11 protein-coding genes are annotated in these 18,305 nt (G+C 59.9%); 7 read left to right on the top strand and 4 right to left on the bottom strand.

The annotated features are described in order from the left end of the window. The first annotated feature begins 6 nt into the window (after window positions 1–6). From OUZ52_RS04280 to OUZ52_RS04250, 7 genes are all read left to right on the top strand, one after another. Entirely contained in the window at window positions 7–1,038 is a 1,032-nt protein-coding gene (locus OUZ52_RS04280) for an MraY family glycosyltransferase (protein WP_266157086.1), read from the top strand. Beyond that, complete coding sequence (locus tag OUZ52_RS04275) at window positions 1,025–2,920, top strand: polysaccharide biosynthesis protein (protein WP_266157085.1); 1,896 nt, start codon at window positions 1,025–1,027, stop codon at window positions 2,918–2,920. The genes OUZ52_RS04280 and OUZ52_RS04275 overlap by 14 nt, the downstream gene beginning before the upstream one ends. Further along, window positions 2,921–3,793, top strand: a complete 873-nt coding sequence (galU, locus tag OUZ52_RS04270; RefSeq protein WP_266157084.1) for a UTP--glucose-1-phosphate uridylyltransferase GalU — start codon at window positions 2,921–2,923, stop codon at window positions 3,791–3,793. 319 nt (window positions 3,794–4,112) lie between these two features. Continuing rightward, window positions 4,113–10,157, top strand: coding sequence for an MG2 domain-containing protein (locus OUZ52_RS04265; RefSeq protein ID WP_266157083.1), 6,045 nt, complete (start codon window positions 4,113–4,115; stop codon window positions 10,155–10,157). Between the two features lie 71 nt (window positions 10,158–10,228). Beyond that, window positions 10,229–12,670: a penicillin-binding protein 1C gene (pbpC, locus tag OUZ52_RS04260; RefSeq protein WP_266157082.1), complete on the top strand. Its 2,442-nt coding sequence runs from the start codon at window positions 10,229–10,231 to the stop codon at window positions 12,668–12,670. 148 nt (window positions 12,671–12,818) lie between these two features. Then, window positions 12,819–14,108 (top strand): NAD(P)/FAD-dependent oxidoreductase, encoded by a 1,290-nt coding sequence (locus OUZ52_RS04255; RefSeq protein ID WP_266157081.1) that lies wholly within the window; start codon window positions 12,819–12,821, stop codon window positions 14,106–14,108. Beyond that, entirely contained in the window at window positions 14,105–14,461 is a 357-nt protein-coding gene (locus OUZ52_RS04250; RefSeq protein ID WP_266157080.1) for a tRNA-binding protein, read from the top strand. Before OUZ52_RS04255 ends, OUZ52_RS04250 begins: the two co-directional genes overlap by 4 nt. Before the next feature lie 35 nt (window positions 14,462–14,496). Here OUZ52_RS04250 and egtD read toward each other — a convergent pair whose 3' ends face one another. The 4 genes from egtD to OUZ52_RS04230 form a co-directional block, all read right to left on the bottom strand. Further along, the gene (egtD, locus tag OUZ52_RS04245) at window positions 14,497–15,483 is read right to left on the bottom strand and encodes an L-histidine N(alpha)-methyltransferase (RefSeq protein ID WP_266157079.1); all 987 of its coding nucleotides are present in this window, start codon (window positions 15,481–15,483) and stop codon (window positions 14,497–14,499) included. Between the two features lies 1 nt (window position 15,484). Continuing rightward, entirely contained in the window at window positions 15,485–16,747 is a 1,263-nt protein-coding gene (egtB, locus tag OUZ52_RS04240) for an ergothioneine biosynthesis protein EgtB (RefSeq protein ID WP_266157077.1), read from the bottom strand. Window positions 16,748–17,017: 270 nt separating this feature from the next. Next, complete coding sequence (locus tag OUZ52_RS04235) at window positions 17,018–17,416, bottom strand: VOC family protein (RefSeq protein WP_266157075.1); 399 nt, start codon at window positions 17,414–17,416, stop codon at window positions 17,018–17,020. 218 nt (window positions 17,417–17,634) lie between these two features. Next, on the bottom strand, window positions 17,635–18,305 hold a 671-nt coding region (locus OUZ52_RS04230; RefSeq protein ID WP_266157074.1), incomplete at its 5' end, for a TetR family transcriptional regulator.

The following is an 18,305-nucleotide window of genomic DNA, read 5'->3' as shown; positions in this document are numbered from 1 at the left end:
ATAAGCATGTCCCAGCTCGTACAGGCCATCGCATGGATGCTGGCGTCTTTGCTGCTGTCTATGCTTTTAGTGCGCGCGGCGATTGCCTATGCGCATCGTCGCGGTATGCTCGATCAGCCGGGGCAGCGCCGCTCGCATTCCATACCCACGCCACGCGGCGGTGGGGCAGGCTTGGTCGTTGCGGTAGTGCTCACCATGACGTCGGCCATGGCGACTATGCCGGGTGTTTGGCCGTCCGTTCTAGTCACTGGATCGGCCATCGCTACCCTGTTGGTGGCAGCCGTGGGCTGGTGGGACGACCATCACGCGCTACCGGTGTTGCCGCGACTGGGCGTGCAATTGCTTGCGGTACTGCTGTTTTCTGCGGCCATGATGGTCGGAGCCTTGTCGTGGCTATGGCTTCCGCTGTTGCTGCTTGCCGGTGTATGGAGCGTCAACCTGCATAATTTCATGGACGGTATCGACGGCTTGCTGGCGCAGCAAGTCATCTTTGTGGGCTTGGGTCTGGCCTTGCTGGGTGTCGCTGCCGGGCAGCCTGCGTTGGCAACCTCGGCAGCCTGTCTGGCAACGGCTAGCCTGGGTTTTTGGTGGTACAACCGACCGCGCGCTCGCATTTTCATGGGGGATGTGGGCAGCGGCACGGTGGGCCTGCTGATTTTTATGCTGACGGCCATGCTGTGGCGGGTCGAAACCGACCTGCTGTGGCCGGCGCTGATCCTTAGTTCAGCTTTCATGGTGGACGCTGCGCTTACGCTATTGAACAGGATGTGGCGCGGTCGGCGCTGGTACACTGCGCACCGCGAACACCTGTATCAATGGCTGGTTCGTAGTGGTTTTACGCATTCATCGGGGGGTGGGTGCTATTTGGCTTGGAATGTTTTGGTTGCTGCACCCTTGGCAATGCTGGCGTGGGTTTTTCCTCGTCTGGCGTTTCTGATTTGTGCCGTTGTGTACCTGGCTGCGTGTGCAGCATGGACGCTCGCCAAGCGCCACTGTCTGCGGCGCGTTTCGCACAAGGCTCATCATGTCACTACGTAAACTGATCGGCTTGATTCATCCGCGGACAGCGGTCGTGACCCACGACCTGTTCATGGCGGCGTTGGCTTGGTGGATTGCCAAGACGCTGCGCTATGCGCTGATGAGCGATCACTCCTACAGTTTTCACTCGCTGGAATTCCCCCTGGTGCTGCTGGTACAGGCCGCGGTGCTGAGCTGGACTGGCCTGTATCGAGGGGTTTGGCGCTTCGCCAGCCTGCCGGATCTATGGAACATCCTGCGTGCGACGGTGATCGGTGCGTTGGCCATCGGCCTGGTGTTGTTCTTATACAACCGCCTCGAAGAGGTGCCGCGATCGGTCTTGCTCATCTATCCGGTGGTGCTGGCGGTATTGCTGGGCGCGCCGCGCCTTGCTTACCGGTTTTGGAAGGATAGCCGTCTCGACCTGTTTACTGCAGACGGTGCGCAACGGGTATTGATCGTCGGCGCCGATCGTGCCGGCGAGGCCTTGACCCGCGATTTGCAGCGCGACAAGCGCTATAGCGTGGTCGGTTTTGTGGATGACCGGGAAAGCCTGCGCGGGGCCAGCATCAATGGTAGGCTGGTCCTCGGCCGGATCGAGCAACTGCCCGAGTTGACCCGTGAAGCCGCCGTGCAAATGCTGTTAATCGCCATGCCCAGCGCCTCGACCGCAGAGATGCGCCGCATCGTAGAATTATGCGATTTGACCGGGCTGCCCTACCGCACGGTACCCAAGCTGGAAGATGTCATTGCCGGCCGCGCCCAGTTCAACGAGATCAAAGAGGTCGCGATTGAAGACTTGCTCGGTCGTGATCCGGTTGAACTGGACTGGACGGCTATTCGTGAAACCCTGACCGGCCGCCGGGTGTTGGTGACCGGTGGCGGTGGCTCGATCGGTTCCGAACTTTGCCGCCAGATCGCCAGGCTGGGCGCACATTCCTTGGCCGTGGTCGATCACAGCGAGTTCAATCTTTATCAGATCACCCAGGAACTGCGTGCCGAATATCCTGAGCTGATTTTTGAAAGCATTCTGGCCGATTGCGGCGATCATGCCGCCATGCGCAAATTGTTTGGCGAGATGAAGCCGCAAGTGGTTTTTCACGCCGCCGCTTATAAGCATGTGCCGATGCTGCAAGGGCAATTGCGTCAGGCCTTCCGTAATAACGTGCTGGCTACGCGCAACGTGGCTGATCTGTCTGATCTGAATCAAGTCGAGTGCTTCGTCTTGATCTCCACCGACAAGGCCGTCAACCCGACCAGTGTGATGGGCGCCTGCAAGCGCGTCGCTGAAATCTGGTGCCAGAATTTGAATGCGCATTCGAATACCCACTTCATTACCGTGCGCTTCGGCAATGTGCTCGATTCAGCCGGGTCGGTGGTGCCGCTATTCCGTCGGCAGATTCAAAGCGGCGGTCCGGTAACCATTACGCATCCGGAGATGTCGCGCTATTTCATGACCATCCCCGAAGCCTGCCAGTTGATCTTGCAGGCTGCCAGCCTTGGCAACGGCGGAGAAATTTTCGCGCTCGATATGGGCGATCCGGTAAAGATTCGCGACTTGGCCGAACAGATGATTCGTCTGGCCGGCAAAAAGCCAGGCAGCGAAATTCCCATCATCTACACCGGTTTGCGTTCGGGCGAGAAGCTGTTCGAAGAGTTGTTTCATCCGCTGGAGAACTACAGCGCAACCACGCATGCCAAGATTTTCCTGGCCCAGCACCGGCAGGTGCCGTGGGAGTTGCTGCAAGCCCAATTGGCGAAGGCAAGTGAAGCGACACTTGTTTTCGACGAGGAGGGGTTGCGCTCTTGCGTATCCAGCTTGTTGCCGTCGTTCCGTTGGAGCGACTCGGCGCAGCCGGGCAATGTGGTATCCATTCGTCGCAGTGAATCTGGAGAGAAGTGAGTGAGCAAGCCCTTGCGCAAGGTGGTTTTCCCTGTTGCCGGTCTCGGTACCCGTTTTTTGCCGGCCACCAAGGTGGTTGCCAAGGAAATGCTTCCCGTACTGGATCGCCCGCTGATTCAATACGCGGTCGACGAAGCGGTAGATGCCGGTGCCGATACATTGATCTTCGTCACCAACCGCTATAAGCACGCCATCGCCGACTATTTCGATAAAGCCTACGAGCTCGAGTCCAAGCTGCAAGAAAAGGGCAAGGATGAATTACTCGCGCTGGTGCAGGGCACCTTGCCGCGGCATGTTCGCGCCATTTTCGTCACCCAGCCCGAGGCGCTTGGCCTGGGCCATGCCGTGCTCTGCGCCAAGCCGGTGGTTGGCGACGAGCCGTTTGGCGTGGTTTTGCCGGACGATTTGATCTGGGCCCAGGGCAAGGGCGCACTGCGGCAGATGGCCGAGCTGGCCCAGGCTCAGCAGGCCGGAGTCATCGCGGTAGAGGAAGTACCGCATAACGAGACCGATAAATACGGCATCGTCGACGCCACTCCGATCGACGCACGTAGTGCGCAAATCCGCCACATGGTGGAAAAGCCCAAGCCCGCAGATGCACCCTCCAACCTCGCCGTGGTCGGGCGCTACGTGCTGCCGGGACGCATCTTCGAGCTGTTGGAGCAGACCACACCCGGCGCCGGTGGTGAAATTCAGCTCACCGACGCCATTGATGCCCTATTGAAAGAGCAGGGCAAGGTGCTGGCCTACCGCTTTGAAGGCACGCGCTTCGACTGCGGCAACAAGGCTGGGCTGGTCCGCGCCACCATGCATATGGCGATGCAGGATCCCAAGCTGGCGCCGACCGTGCGCGAGTTCCTCGCCAACCTGTAAAGCCATTGGCTGGACGCCGCCCGCCGCAGTCCATAAGGCAAGGGCGGCTGTCGCGGCCCGTGGGGCTTCCCGCGAGGCCGATAAGCGAACGCCACTGAAGTTGCCTTCGCAACATGTCAGAATCAGCGCCGCGTTCTGCCATGTTTAGCAGGCAGTATGCGGATGGGGAAATCGATTGAGCCTATGTATCCCGCGTCCCGTGCAAACGGGGCGTGTCAATGCGTACCAATCGAAGTCTCAGGTTTCATAGCCCATCATTGATAGACCCAGGGCCGGCATGGTGCCGTCTCTCTTCATTGGACGATAGTCAGGAATCATCATGGATCTGTTGCGGTTTCTGCTCATGTTGCCGGTACGGCTGGTACACGGCCTTCTTTACCTGGTCGCGCTAATCCTCCGGCCGTTGATCGGTCATGTTTCCTGGTCGGCGCCCCAGTGGATGCCGGCGACTGGAGCCCTGGTTCGTCGACGCCCGCTACACGCCGCGGGGGTTTTGGTGGCCGTCTTGGCGCTGGCGGCCGGTGGCTGGTTTGGTTGGCAGTGGTACAAGAACCGCCCCAAGCCGGTCGAGCCGCAGCGCATTACCTTCCAGGTGCAGCGCCCCGAGCTGACGGATTACACCGTGCAGCCCATCACCATCCATCCCTTGCAGGTCAAGTTTTCGCAATCGGCGGCGCCGATTGAACTGGTCGGCAAGCCGGTGACCACGGGTATTGCCGTACAGCCGGCCGTCAAAGGGCAGTGGAGCTGGCTGGATGACCGCACTTTGCGCTTCGTACCCGCGGAAGACTGGCCCGTCGGCAAGCACTACGAGGTTCGTTTCGACGTCGCCAAGGCCTTTGCCGGCCACGTGTTGATGGCTGAGGATCAATTCACCTTCGATACGGTCGCCTTTACGGCGAAGCCCGGCAGCGGCGAGTTCTATCAAGATCCGCAAGACGCTACCGCGAAGAAAACCATTCTGCCGGTGGCATTCAACTACCCGGTGGATCCGGCGCAGTTTGAAAAGCAGATCGAGCTGTCGCTATCCCAGCGCGGAGCCAAAGACAGCTCGCTGAAGTTCACGGTTACCTACGATCAGTACAAATTGAATGCATGGATTCACTCGCAGCCTCTCGCCTTGCCGCGCGATGACGGCTCAGTGCGATACAGCATTGGCAAAGGCGTACGCAGCTCGCGTGGGGGCGACGCCACCGACAAGCCGATCGAGGCCAGCATAGCGGTGCCCGGCCTATACAGTTTGGCCATCCAAAGCATTGACCCGACCCTGGTCGATAACGACAAGTACGAGCCCGAGCAGGTGCTGGTAGTCAATGTCAGCGGTGCGGTGCACGACAGCGAGCTGGCTGGGCTGACCAAGGCCTGGGTGCTGCCCAAGCGCAACCCCGAAGTGAAGCAAGACGATGACGAGGCGCCGTATAGCTGGCCGGCCTCTAAGGTCAGCGAGGAGGTGTTGCGCAAGTCTCAGCCACTGAAGCTGGAGCTGGTGCCGACCGAAGGTGATTACGCGGCGCTGCAAAGCTTCAAATACCACGCCGAGCCTGGTCAGCAACTCTATGTGCGGGTCGAGAAAGGGCTGAAATCGTTCGGTGGTTATATTTTGGGTGAGCCGCGCGCCACCTTGGTTACCGTGCCCGATTATCCGAAGCTGCTGCGCTTTATGGCAGACGGTTCGCTGTTGTCGATGAGCGGCAGCAAACGTGTCTCGGTGGTATCGCGCAACTTGCCCGGCATGAAGGTCGAGATCGGCCGCGTCTTGCCCGATCAGTTGCAGCATCTGGTGAGCTTGAACAATGGCAACTACGCTCGCCCGGAGTTGAGCTACGGCTTCAGCGAAGATCACATTACCGACCGTTTCGAGCAAACCCGTGGTTTCCCCAAGGGCGATCCGGGCAAGGCTCATTACGAGGGTGTCGATCTCGGTCAGTACCTGAAAGAAGGCAAGCGCGGCGTGTTCTTGCTGCACCTGTCGAGCTACAACCCGGCTGCCGAGGCCAAGCGCGCCAAAGCCGCCGCCAAGGCCGAGGCCGACGAACAGGAAGGCGCTGCGCCGACCAATGCCGCCGATCAGGCACAGACGGCTGAAGGCGAAGGCGATATGGCCGAGGGCGATGACAGCGGCAACAACGCCGATAACACCGATAGTGATTCACAAGTCGCCGGCGATACCCGTCTGGTCGTCATCACCGATCTCGGCATGTTGGTCAAGCGCGCACTGGATGGCAGCCAAGATGTGTTTGTGCAGTCGATCCGCAATGGCCAGCCGGTGGCCGGCGCCAGTGTGTCCGTGCTCGCCTTGAATGGGCAAACGCTTTATAGCGAAACGACAAGCGCCGATGGCATGGTGCACTTCCCCACCTTCAAGGGTCTTGAGCGCGACAAACGCCCGACGCTGTATGTGGTGAAGAAGGCTGACGATTTGTCCTTCCTGCCGATCAATGGCTATGACCGCCAGCTGGACTATTCGCGTTTCGATATCGGCGGAGAGCGCAACGCCTCGAGCCAAGGCCAGCTTTCCAGCTATCTGTTCTCTGACCGGGGCATTTATCGCCCGGGCGATACCTTTAATATCGGTCTTATCGTGCGCGCGGCCAGTTGGACCCACAGCGTCGCCGGCATTCCATTGCAGGCGGAAATCATCGACCCGCGCGGTGTGATGGTGAAGCAAGTGCCGCTGTCGATGGATCCGTCCGGCTTCGGTGAGTTGTCCTACGCCCCGGCGGAAACCGCGCCTACCGGCACCTGGACGGTGAACTTGCATATCGTCAAAGACGGCAAGTCCGGTGCACAGATTGGCAGCACGACGGTGCAGGTGAAGGAGTTCTTGCCCGATCGCAGGAAGGTCGATGCCAAGCTCTCGGAGCAAGTCGCCGAAGGCTGGGTCAAGCCCGATCAGCTCAAGGGCATCGTCGATGTGCAGAACCTGTTCGGCACACCGGCGGCGGATCGCCGTGTCGAAGCCTCGCTGACCTTGCGTCCCGCGTGGCCGGAGTTCCGCAGCTGGCCGTCGTATCACTTCTACGATGTTCGCCGCGCCAAAGAGGGTTACGAAGAAGCCTTGCAAGACGGCAAGACCGATGAAAAAGGTCACGCCGAGTTTGCGCTCGACCTGAAAAAGTACGCGGATGCCACCTATCAGCTGTACTTCCTCAGCAAGGCCTACGAGGCCGAAGGCGGCCGCAGTGTGGCTGCCGCCGCGCAGACCTTGATCTCAAGCAATGACTGGCTGGTCGGCTACAAGGCCGCCGATGCGCTCGACTACGTCAGTCGCGGCGCCAGCCGCAGCGTGCACCTGGTGGCGATCGATCATCAGGCCAAGTCGATCGAACTGAAGGACTTGAAAGCCCAGTTGATCGAACGTCGCTATATCTCGGTGCTGACCAAACAAAATTCGGGCGTCTATAAGTACGAGTCCAAGCTCAAGGAAGTGCCGATCAGCGAGCAGCCGTTGAACATCGCTGCGGGCGGTATGGATTACAGCTTGCCGACCGATAAGCCAGGCAACTATGCCGTGGTGATCCGGCGCATGGATCGCACGGAAGTGAATCGGGTCGAATACTCGGTGGCCGGTGCCGCCAATGTGTCGCGTTCGCTGGATCGCAATGCCGAGCTGCACCTCAATCTAAGCAAGCAGGATTACAAGCAGGGCGAGGCGGTGGAGATCGCGGTGCACGCACCGTATGCGGGTAGCGGTTTGATCACCATCGAGCGCGACAAGGTCTATGCGCACGCCTGGTTCCATGCCGATACCACAAGCTCGGTGCAACACATTACCGTGCCGGCCGATTTCGAAGGCAACGGCTATATCAACGTGCAGTACATCCGCGATCCGTCTTCGGACGAGATCTTCATGAGCCCGCTGAGCTATGGCGTGGTGCCGTTCTCGGTGAATCTGGATGCGCGGCGCAATCCGATCACGGTGGCATCGCCCGCGCTGGTGAAACCCGGTGACACGGTGACCTTCAAGCTCAGTTCGCCGCAGCCGACCAAGGCCGTCGTGTTCGTGGTGGACGAAGGCATTCTGCAAGTGGCCCGCTACAAGCTGGGCGATCCGGTGAAGTTCTTTTTCCGCAAGCGAATGCTGGAGGTCAACACCTCGCAGATCCTCGATCTGATCTTGCCGGACTTCGAAAAACTGATGGCGATGGCAGCACCGGGCGGCGATGCCGATGGGGCGATTGGCCGTCAGTTGAACCCGTTCAAGCGTAAGCGCGACAAACCTGTGGCTTACTGGTCCGGCATCGTCGACGTGGATGGCGAGAAAGACCTGACCTACAAAGTGCCGGACTATTTCAACGGCAAGCTGCGCGTCATGGCAGTATCGGTGGCACCGGATCGTATTGGCACCTACGAAGGGGCCACGACGGTACGCGGCGATTTCGTCTTGTCGCCCAACGTGCCGACCACACTGGCGCCCGGCGACGAGGTAGAGGTCAGCGTCGGCGTGGCCAACAATCTCACTGGTCTGGGCGGCAAGCAGGTACCGGTCGCGGTGTCGTTGAAGACTGGGCCGCAGTTGCAAATGGTCGGCAATGCCAGCCAAAGCCTCAGCCTGGGTGAAATGCGCGAAGGCGTGGCGCTGTTCCGGCTCAAGGCTACCGATGTGCTGGGTTCGGCCAATCTGACCTTTACCGCCGGCTATGGCGACAAGTCAGCCAAGCAAAGCGTCGATCTTTCGGTGCGCCCGGCAGCGACCTTCCGCACTACGGTCAGCGTGGGCCGGGTCGAGGCGAATGGCAAGGCTGACCTGCCGGATCTGCGCAAGATGTACGACGCCTATGCCAAACGCGATGTGTCGATCTCCAGCCTGCCGCTGGTGTTGGCACAGGGTTTGACCGCATACCTGGCTGATTTTCAGCACTACTGCACCGAGCAGGTGCTTAGCCGCGCCATGCCGGCGTTGATCTTCGGACAACGGCCGGAGTTCAAGCGTGTGCTGAAATCGTCGTTTGCCGCAGTCTCGGAAGTCAGCAGTAGCCCGACCGAAGCCGATGCACTGACCAGCTTGTTCGATGTGCTGCATACGCGGCAGAACGGGCAGGGCGGTTTTGGCTTGTGGTCGGCTACGCCCGATGGCGATGCTTTCCTCAGCAACTACGCCATGCATTTTATGCTGGAGGCCCGCGACCGCAATATGAGCGTGCCGCGCGATATGTTCGACGCCGGCAATACCTACCTGAAACAGATTGCGGCGGACGAGGGTGCGGACTCGCTGAAAAGCTTGCGCCAGCGTGCTTATGCGGTGTACTTGCTGACGCGCCAGGGTAACGTCACCACCAACTATCTGGCTGCGGTGCAGAAGCGCCTGCAGGAAGGCTATGCGAAGGAGTGGAAGAACGATCTCGCCGCTGCCTGGTTGGCTGCCTCGTATCAGTTGCTCAAGCAGGACAAGCAGGCCAGCGACTTGATCGCCGGTCCGCAAAAACTGCTTACCCGCAGCGATAACGGTCGCGATTGGCAGTACGACTACTATTACGATCCGCTGGTGCGCGACGCGACGGTGCTGTACCTGCTGGCCAAGCACTTCCCGGAACGGGTCAAGGCACTGCCGCCCGAAGCGTTGAACAACATCGTCGGCCCACTGCAACGCGGCAACTTCAACACCTTGTCATCGTCCATGACGGTCTTGGCCTTGGATGCCTATGCCACCCAGGCCCCGGATAACACCGCATTGCTGGGTATTGGCGCGGTGAAGATCAAGGACGGCAGCGTGGTTCCGGTCGGCAAGCCCGAAGGTATGGTGCAGAGCGCGACCTGGGACGACCAGACCGCTCGCCTGCGCTTTACCAACGGCAGCAACCTGCCTGCGTGGTTCGTGGCGAGCCAGGGTGGCTACGATCGCGATGCACCGAGCAAAGCCCTGCGCGAGGGTGTCGAAATCACGCGTGATTACACCGATACGAATGGCAAGAAGCTGGATCAGGTAACCATCGGTGAAGAGATCGACGTCCACGTGAAAATCCGCGCGACCGACGGCGAGGTCGACGATGTCGCCATCGTCGACCTGCTGCCGGGTGGTTTTGAGCCGGTGATCGAGCCGGCACCGGTGGTCACCGATCATCAGGACGACGGCAGCGAGCAGCACGACGAAGGTGGCGATAGCACGGTTGCGGCAAGCGCCTGGCGTTCGCCGATCGGCCTGGGTACTTCCACCTGGAAACTGCGATACGCCGATATCCGCGAGGATCGTGTGGTGCTCTACGGCATGGCGAGTCCAGATGTGGCTGAGTTCGTCTATCGCATCAAGGCGACCAATGCCGGCAAATTCATCGTGCCGCCTGCGTTCGGTGAATCGCTGTACGACCGTCGCGTCCAGGCACGTGCGCCGGGCGGCGGCAGCTTGACCGTGGTGCGCAAGCCGTAAGCTTGATCGCTGCCCTTTCCCCCTGCCGGGGAGAGGGCGGCGAGCGGCGGCTTGCTGCTAGAACCCTATCCATGAAACTCCTTGCCTTGTTTATTCGCTGGCTGCATCGCTGGCAAAACTGGCTGGTCGGCGCCGTTTTGCTGGCTGCCGTGCTGGTAGGTTTGCGGGTCTGGCCGCACCAGCCTTTGCGCGATTGGCTGCCGTCGTCTACGGCGGTCTACGACACCCGCGGCCGCCTGCTGCGCTTGACCCTGGCCAGCGATGACCGCTATCGCTTATGGGTGCCGCTGAAAGATATCTCGCCGCAGCTGGTCGAGGGCGTGCTGCTGCACGAGGACGACTGGTACCGCTGGCACCCCGGTTTCAATCCTTATGGATTGGCGCGTGGCGCGTGGGTGACCTATGTTCGGCATGGCAACCCACAAGGTGGTTCTACCGTCACCATGCAGCTGGCGCGCCTGTTGTGGCGGCTCAATACACGCACCCCGATGGGCAAGTTGCGTCAGCTCGGCCGAGCGGTGCAACTGGAGCTGTTTTATTCGAAGCGGCAGATTCTTGAGGCTTATCTCAACTACGCGCCTTACGGCCGCAATGTCGAAGGTGTCGGCGCCGCCAGCCTGGCCTATTTCAACAAATCAGCGAACGCATTGAGCTTGCCTGAAGCGCTGACCTTGGCAGTGATCCCGCAAGATCCGACCCGGCGCCTGCGTGCCCCGGCGCAACCCGCGCCAGCATCAATGCCTGCTGGCGATACCAGCACACCCGATGACGACAGCGCCTCGCTGGATGTCATCAATCCGCGCTTGAGCGAATCGCGTAACCGGCTTTATGCGCGCTGGACACATCGGCATCCGCAAGACGTGGCTTTGCAGCCATTGTTCAAATTGCCTTTGAACCTGCGCCCGTTATCGCAGCTGCCGTTCGATGCGCCACATGCCGTCGAGCAAGTACTGGCGGCTCGCCGGATCACCGCTTCGGACACGACGGCTAGTGATAGCCGTGTCACCACCACGCTGGATCTAGACCTGCAACGCAATCTTGAACGGCAGGTTGGCCGCTACATCGAACGCAATAGCGCCCGCGGTATCCGTAACGTGGCGGCTATCCTGGTCGATACGCGCGATATGGGGGTAAAGGCAATGGTGGGCTCGGCCAACTATGCCGATGCCAGCATCCAGGGCCAGGTAAACGGCACCCTGGCCAAGCGTTCGCCAGGTTCCACGCTAAAACCCTTTATCTATGCGCTCGGTTTCGATCAAGGTGTCTTGCATCCGCAGACGGTGCTGCGCGATGTACCGACCTCGTTTGGTCCTTACACGCCAGAGAATTTCGACGGCCATTTCCTCGGCCCGGTTACCGCGACGGCAGCGTTGATTCGCAGCCGCAATATTCCCGCGGTATGGGTGGCCTCGCAGCTGCAACAACCGAGCTTTTATCAGTTTCTGCGCGATGCCGGCATCAGCCGCATGGCCAGCGAAAAACACTACGGCCTGGCCTTGGTGCTCGGTGGTGGCGAGGTCACCATGCAGGAGCTGGCCGGGCTTTACGCCATGCTCGCCAATCGCGGCGAACTGAAGCCGCTGCGCTTGCTCGCCGATGAGCCGCAGACACGCGGCACGCGCTTGCTGAGCGACGAGGCGAGCTACATGGTCAAAGACATGTTGTTGCAGAACCCGCGCCCCGATGAAACCACCGGTGCGCAACCGTCGCGTTTGCCGGTGTACTGGAAAACCGGCACCTCATGGGGTTTCCACGATGCCTGGACCGCCGGCGGTTTCGGCCCGTACGTACTGGTGGTCTGGGTCGGCAATTTCGATGGCGGCGGCAACCCGGCCTTTGTCGGTGTCGAAGCGGCGGCGCCGCTGTTTTTTCAAATCGTTGACGCGATCCACGCCGAACAGCCCAACCTGGCCGAGCCGGTACGCCATATGCCGGCCAACCTGAAGCGTGTGCAGGTTTGCCTGGCCAGCGGTGAGCTGCCGAACCAATGGTGTCCACAGACCGGCTGGACCTGGTTCATTCCTGGTAAGTCACCGATCCGGGTCAGCCAGGTACACCGGCCGGTGGTGATTGACGAAGCTACCGGCAAGCCCGCGTGTCCGCCTTATGCGGGCAAGCGTACGCATACCGAGATCTACGAATTCTGGCCCTCCGAGTTGCAGCGGGTTTTTGCGCAAGCGGGTATGCCGCGCCGCTTGCCGCCGCATAACGATGCCTGCGATGACAGTGGTGTCGCCGATGGCGATCCGCCGCGGATTACCTCACCGCTGCGCGGCAGCATCTACACCATGCGCTTGAAGCAAAAGGGCGAAGATCGCATAGCCTTCAGTGCAAACAGCGATGCATCGGTGCGTGAGCTGTACTGGTTCGTCAACGATGCTTATATCGGTCGCAGTACCCCCGGCGAATTACTGTTTTGGCAGCCGCCGACGGCAGGCAATTACGAACTGCGCGTGGTGGATGATCGCGGTCGTAGCGATCAACGCCCGCTTGGGGTGAGCCTGGTCGAGTAATCTGTTCGGGCCAGCGCCTTCTAAGCGAAAAGCTTCGGTGCTGCATCTCACCACGAGATCGTGATGGGAAAGATTCTGTCACGGCGCGCAAGGCGCGTTTCTAACCTATGCTTGCTAGTCTGATCCGTGAGGCACTACTGACACGCCCATGAAACAGCCACCGGTTCCATCGTATTACCGCGCTACGGCGACACCGTATGAAGCGTATGCGCCTTTACAAGGCCGTACCGAGGCAGCTATTGCCATCATCGGCGGTGGCTATGCCGGGCTGCAGACGGCGCTCGGGTTAGCCGAACGCGGCGTGCGCGATGTCGTGCTGCTGGAGCGCGAACAAATCGGCTTTGGCGCCTCGGGCCGCAATGGCGGTTTCGTTTTTGCCGGTTATTCGCTGGGTGAGCAAGACTTGCTCGATCAGCGCGGAGCACTGCAGGCGAAAGCGATGTTCGGGCTGACCAGCGCAGCGGTCGAGCGTATTCGCCAGCAAGTAGCGCGTTATGCGATCCCCTGCGAGCTGGTCGACAAAGGGGTGATCTGGGCGAACCGGTTTCGCGATCCATCGGTATTGCGGCGGCGGCAATCCTTGCTGGCCGAGCACTACGCTGCCTATTGGGATTGGATACCGCAAGAAGAACTGCGCGAAAAGATTCGCAGCGAGCGCTATTACGATGGCTTGTATGAGCGCGATGCGTTGCACCTGCATCCGCTCAATTTCGCCATCGGCCTGGCGGCAGCGGCAAGCGGGCAGGGTGTGCGTATCCATGAAAACAGCGATGTCTGGCGCCTGCGCCGTGAAGGCCGGCGCTGGTGTATCAGTGCGCCGCAAGGCGAGGTGCTGGCCGATCAGGTGGTGCTGGCCTGTGGCGGTTATCTTGCCGGGCTGCAGCCACGGATCGACCGTGCCATCTTGCCCATCGCCACGTATGTGATGGTGACCGAGCCACTGCACGACCGGCTCAACGAATGCCTGCAAACGCAGGCGGCGGTGTACGACACGCGTTTTGCTTTCGACTACTACCGCGGCTTGCCCGATACGCGCTTGCTATGGGGTGGGCGCATCTCCATACGCAATCGCTCCCCGCGCGCGGTCCAGCATGTACTGATGCATGACTTATTGCGGGTGTTTCCGCAGTTGAAAGGCGTAAAAATAGACTACGCCTGGTCGGGTCTGATGAGTTATGCCACCCATCAAATGCCGCAGATCGGCGGCAGTGGCGATGGTTTGTGGTGGGCGCAGGCCTTTGGCGGCCATGGTTTGGCGCCGACCTGCGCCGCCGGTGGTCTGCTCGCTGCGGCACTGGCCGATGGCGATGACGGCTGGAAGGCCTTCGCCCCTTACGGCCTGGCCCATACGCATCGGCCGGCCGGTTATGTCGCCGCGCAGGCCAGCTACTGGTGGCAGCAAGGCAAGGACTGGTTCAAGACGAGGTTGGAAGGATGAGCGAGACGCAAGCACAAGGCCAGGCCGAGATCAGCTGGGCCGATTTCGAGAAAGTCGTGATCGTCGCTGGCACCGTGGTACGGGTGGAGCCGTTCCCCGAGGCACGCAAACCGGCCTGGAAAGTATGGGTGGATTTCGGCCCCTATGGCGAAAAGAAAACCAGCGCACAGATTGCCGCTTTGTATCGCGCCGAAGATTTGCTGGGCCGGCAAATCGTCGGCATTATCAATTTTCCCGAAAAGCAGATCGGTCCATTCCGCTCCCAGTTCTTGCTGACCGGCTTTCCGACCGATGACGGTGTGGTGGTGACGGCGATCGAGCGCGCTGTACCTAACGGTACCCGCCTGGCCTGATTGCGCTGGGCGTGGCCCGATTGCTGGCGGTTCCACTACGCCGGCGCATGCAGCCAGTGCACGCTGAACAGGCGTTGCGGATCGGTCCAGACCGGGCCTGGTCGAAAACCTACTTTCATGGCCAGCGACCGAAAACCATCGATGCTGTACTTGTAAGAGCTCTCGGTATGAATCGTCTGGCCTTCACTGAATAAAAAGCGCTGGCCATCGATATGGACGGTTTGCTCACGCCGACTGATCAAGTGCATTTCGATGCGTTGATGTACAGGGTGGTAGATCGCGTGATGGTGGAACGCATCGACGCTGAAGTCGGCGCCAAGCTCGTTGTTCGCCCGGCGCAGAACATTCAAGTTGAAGGCTGCCGTAACACCCTGGCTATCGTTATAAGCGGCATGAAGCGTGGCTGGATCTTTAATGAGATCGATGCCGATCAGCAAACTGCCGCCACGCAGCATGGCAGCGGCCGAACGCAGAAATGCAAGCGCTTCATCGGGATGAAAGTTGCCGAGCGTGGAGCCGGGAAAGAAACCCACGCGTTGCCCGATGCGCGCATCGGCGGTCGGCAAGCTAAGTGGCGCGGTGTAGTCTCCGATGATCGGTTGAATCAGCAGGTGCGGGTAACGCGCTCTCAGCTGTTTCGCCGCGCTGGCGATATGTTCGCCTGAGATGTCGATCGGAAGATATCGCGCGGGCGACTGCTCATCGTCAAAGGCATCCAGCAAGGTCTGAATTTTTTTAAGCGATCCGGCACCGAACTCGATGATCTCCGCATTCGGGCCGATCCACTCGGCGATCTCCGCGGCGTGCTCGGACAGAATCATTTGCTCGGTTCGCGTCAGGTAGTACTCCGGCAGCTCGCAAATACGATCAAACAGTTCCGAGCCCGCCGCGTCGTAAAAGTATTTGGGTGGGATGCTGCGCGGGCTCTGAGCTAGCCCGTTACGCAAGTCGCGGGCGAACTCCGAGGTTGCGACGTCGGAGTCCAGGCGTGGCAGGGCATTGGCAGAAATGGAATTTTTCATTTTATAGGTCACGAGCTAGGCGTAGGCCTGAGAGCTGCCAACGCGCGGACGGTGGAAAGAAATTTCGGTAGGTCGAACGCGTATGGCCCGCCGGTGTTGCGGCGCTGCCACCGCGAAGCACCAACTGGCCGACCATGAATTTGCCGTTGTATTCCGAGGCTACGCCGGCTAGCGGTTTGAAGCCTGGATACGGGTCGTAGGAAGATCGCGTCCATTGCCATACATGCCCGGTCATCTGCGAGATACCTGGCGCAGCGAAGGCGGCTTCCCATTCAAATTCGGTAGGCAGTCTTGCGCCTACCCATTGGGCGTAAGCCGCCGCCTCGTAAAAGCTCAGCTGCGATACCGGTGCGTTCGGATCCAGCGGCTGGAGCCCGTCCAGCCCGAACACATGCCACTGATGCGCCGCCTCGCCCAGATGAAACAGTCGTGGGTCGTTAGGTGGCAGCCAGTAGGCGGGGTGTCGCCAACCCTGGGCCTGCACGATGGCCCAGCCGTCCGACAACCAGGGGTCGGCGCGCAGATAGCCGTTTGCGGCAACGAACTGAGCATAGTCGCCGCAGGTGACCAGTCGGTCGCTGATCGCATAGGGGCGAAGAAGAACCTTGTGGCGTGGGCCTTCATTGTCAAACCCAAAACTGCCATCGCTGTTGTCGTGGCCGATGTCGACAGCGCCACCGGCAAGCTCGATCCAGTGCATTGGGTTTGTCTGCATGGCTTGAGTTGGTAGCTGGGTGTTGCTTGCCCGATAGGCCGGTTGCAGGGGATTGCACGACAAGGCATGAAGCATATCCGTCAGGATCAACTCCTGATGTTGTTGCTCATGCTGAAGGCCGAGCGTGATGATCGGCTCGATGTCGGCCCATAATTTCGTATCGGCCTGGCTCATCAGGCTCAGCACGGCGTGATCGACATAGCGCCGATAAGCATGCACCTCCTGCCGTGCTGGCCGCGTCAACAGGCCGCGTTGCGAGCGTGGGTGGCGAGGCCCCAGCGCGTCATAGTACGAATTGAACAGATATTCGAAGCGAGGGTTGAATACCTGGTAACCCTGAGCGTGGCATTGCAATAACAGCGTTTCAAAAAACCAGGTGGTATGCGCGAGATGCCACTTGGTCGGACTCGTCTCGGCCATGGACTGGATGCATTGATCCTCGTCGGACAAGGGGGCTGCCAGCGCCAGACTGTATTCGCGCACCTCGCGATAGCGACGTTGCAATGCGTGAATTTCTGGTGACGAAAATATTAATTCTGGGAGAGTCATATTGAGTTCCAGCGACCACGAAGAGCTGTTTCGGTTGGTGCGCTACGTCATGCCCCGGAGGGATCAAGTGATTGAATATAAAGCCAGTAGCCATAGCCCATGGCTTGCTTATCCACTCGGCGGATTGTCCAATATTTCCCCTTGGGCTGGGTCAAGCGCTTGCGGGGCAGGGCATGAAGCCTAAAGAGTGTACGCCGGTAACTCTGCGGCCAAGTGGCAAGGCGGTCCTGCGCCTAGTGTTGCGCATTCATGCCGGTCAGGGGCGCCTGATTAACGCGAAGCAAATCGTTGCTTGGCCGCTTCGGATATCGGCGTATACAGGCCCACGATAGTGCCTTCAGGATCGCGAAACTGTGCCACGAGGTTGCCCCATGGCATCATCTTCGGTTCAAGGACTACCTCCAGCTGGTCTTTGAGTCGGGTGAACTCCTGTTCCACATTGTCGACCTGAAATTCGATGATGGCCGTGCGGTTAGCTGCCGGCTCAATCGTGCCCTCTTTGAAAAGGGCGACGGTTTCAGCGCTGCCTATCGCTAGCGTGGCGCCTGGTGTCACGATCTCGGCGAATACGGGCGCAAGCCACTCCGCTTTTTGATCAGTCAGCTTTTCATAAAAACCGACGACAGCTTTGATATCTCGAACAATGATCCGGGTGGAGGCGAACTTCATGGCAGGTCCCTTTCGATCTCGGTGAGCTTCGTAAAGAGACGTTATAGAAGAGGCCTGCTGCCAACGTCTTGTCAGCAGTCAGCGCCAAGGCATCCCTGATCAAGCGAAAACACAGGCTACTTATCAATCGCTTAGCTAGTTCGCGAGGTCTGCCTTGGGTGGTGGCCTCAACCGATCAACAGGTCACAGGATGGACACTTAAGCCGAGGGCGTGTGGCCTATGCCGCACGCCAGCTATTGAGCAAGGTGCGGGTCTGTTCCAGCACGTTGGCCTTCAGCAAAGCACCTTTCGCCGCATCGATCTCTTTCCATCCGAGCACATCGAGGCAGGCGCCTGGAGGGTGGTAGAACGGCATGATCTGGCCTTTGAGCGTGAGCATGGCTCCGGTAATGCGCGAGAGCAACGCCAGCGTGACCTTGTTCAGTGGCTGCTTTAATCGTCGGTGCAGTAGTTTGGAGGCGACATCGGCTTCTTCGTCGCCCAGCTCTCGCGCAACGAAGAGTCTTCTTTTCGACGTATGCGATTTCAAAAGCACACTGTCCAAAGTCACTTCCTGGATACCGATGAACGCGTCGATCAGCGCGTCCATGTCGCCCTGGTTTTTCAATGCGTCATTGGCTTTCTGCATGGCCGGTGCGAAGCGGTCCCTGAGATCGTTGGTAACGTATTCGACGCAGGCGTGATACACGCCTTCTTTGTTTTCGAAGTAGTACTGCAACGCTGGCGCGTTGACCCCGGCGGCAGCGGCGATGTCGCGTGTCGACGCGCCGGCAAAACCATGCTCGCCGAATAGCTTCACGGCCGCGGCGATGATTCGCTGGCGGGTTTCGTCGCCGCGTGCGTAACCGCCCGCCGAGGGGCGGCGGGGGCGTTTGGTTGGGCTCATGC

It is taken from the genome of Dyella silvatica (assembly GCF_026283955.1).
Taxonomy (GTDB): Bacteria; Pseudomonadota; Gammaproteobacteria; order Xanthomonadales; family Rhodanobacteraceae; genus Dyella_C; species Dyella_C silvatica.
The sequence above is the reverse complement of the archived record's forward strand: the minus strand, read 5'-3'. Positions and strand labels throughout refer to the sequence as shown.

Bases quoted from the DNA above. Each gene is read 5' to 3' on its own strand.
- OUZ52_RS04280 (WP_266157086.1), top strand. From the start codon at position 7: ATGTCCCAGCTCGTACAGGCCATCGCATGGATGCTGGCGTCTTTGCTG.
- OUZ52_RS04275 (WP_266157085.1), top strand. From the start codon at position 1,025: ATGTCACTACGTAAACTGATCGGCTTGATTCATCCGCGGACAGCGGTC.
- OUZ52_RS04265 (WP_266157083.1), top strand. From the start codon at position 4,113: ATGGATCTGTTGCGGTTTCTGCTCATGTTGCCGGTACGGCTGGTACAC.
- pbpC (WP_266157082.1), top strand. From the start codon at position 10,229: ATGAAACTCCTTGCCTTGTTTATTCGCTGGCTGCATCGCTGGCAAAAC.
- OUZ52_RS04255 (WP_266157081.1), top strand. From the start codon at position 12,819: ATGAAACAGCCACCGGTTCCATCGTATTACCGCGCTACGGCGACACCG.
- OUZ52_RS04250 (WP_266157080.1), top strand. From the start codon at position 14,105: ATGAGCGAGACGCAAGCACAAGGCCAGGCCGAGATCAGCTGGGCCGAT.
- egtD (WP_266157079.1), bottom strand. From the start codon at position 15,483: ATGAAAAATTCCATTTCTGCCAATGCCCTGCCACGCCTGGACTCCGAC.
- egtB (WP_266157077.1), bottom strand. From the start codon at position 16,747: ATGACTCTCCCAGAATTAATATTTTCGTCACCAGAAATTCACGCATTG.
- OUZ52_RS04235 (WP_266157075.1), bottom strand. From the start codon at position 17,416: ATGAAGTTCGCCTCCACCCGGATCATTGTTCGAGATATCAAAGCTGTC.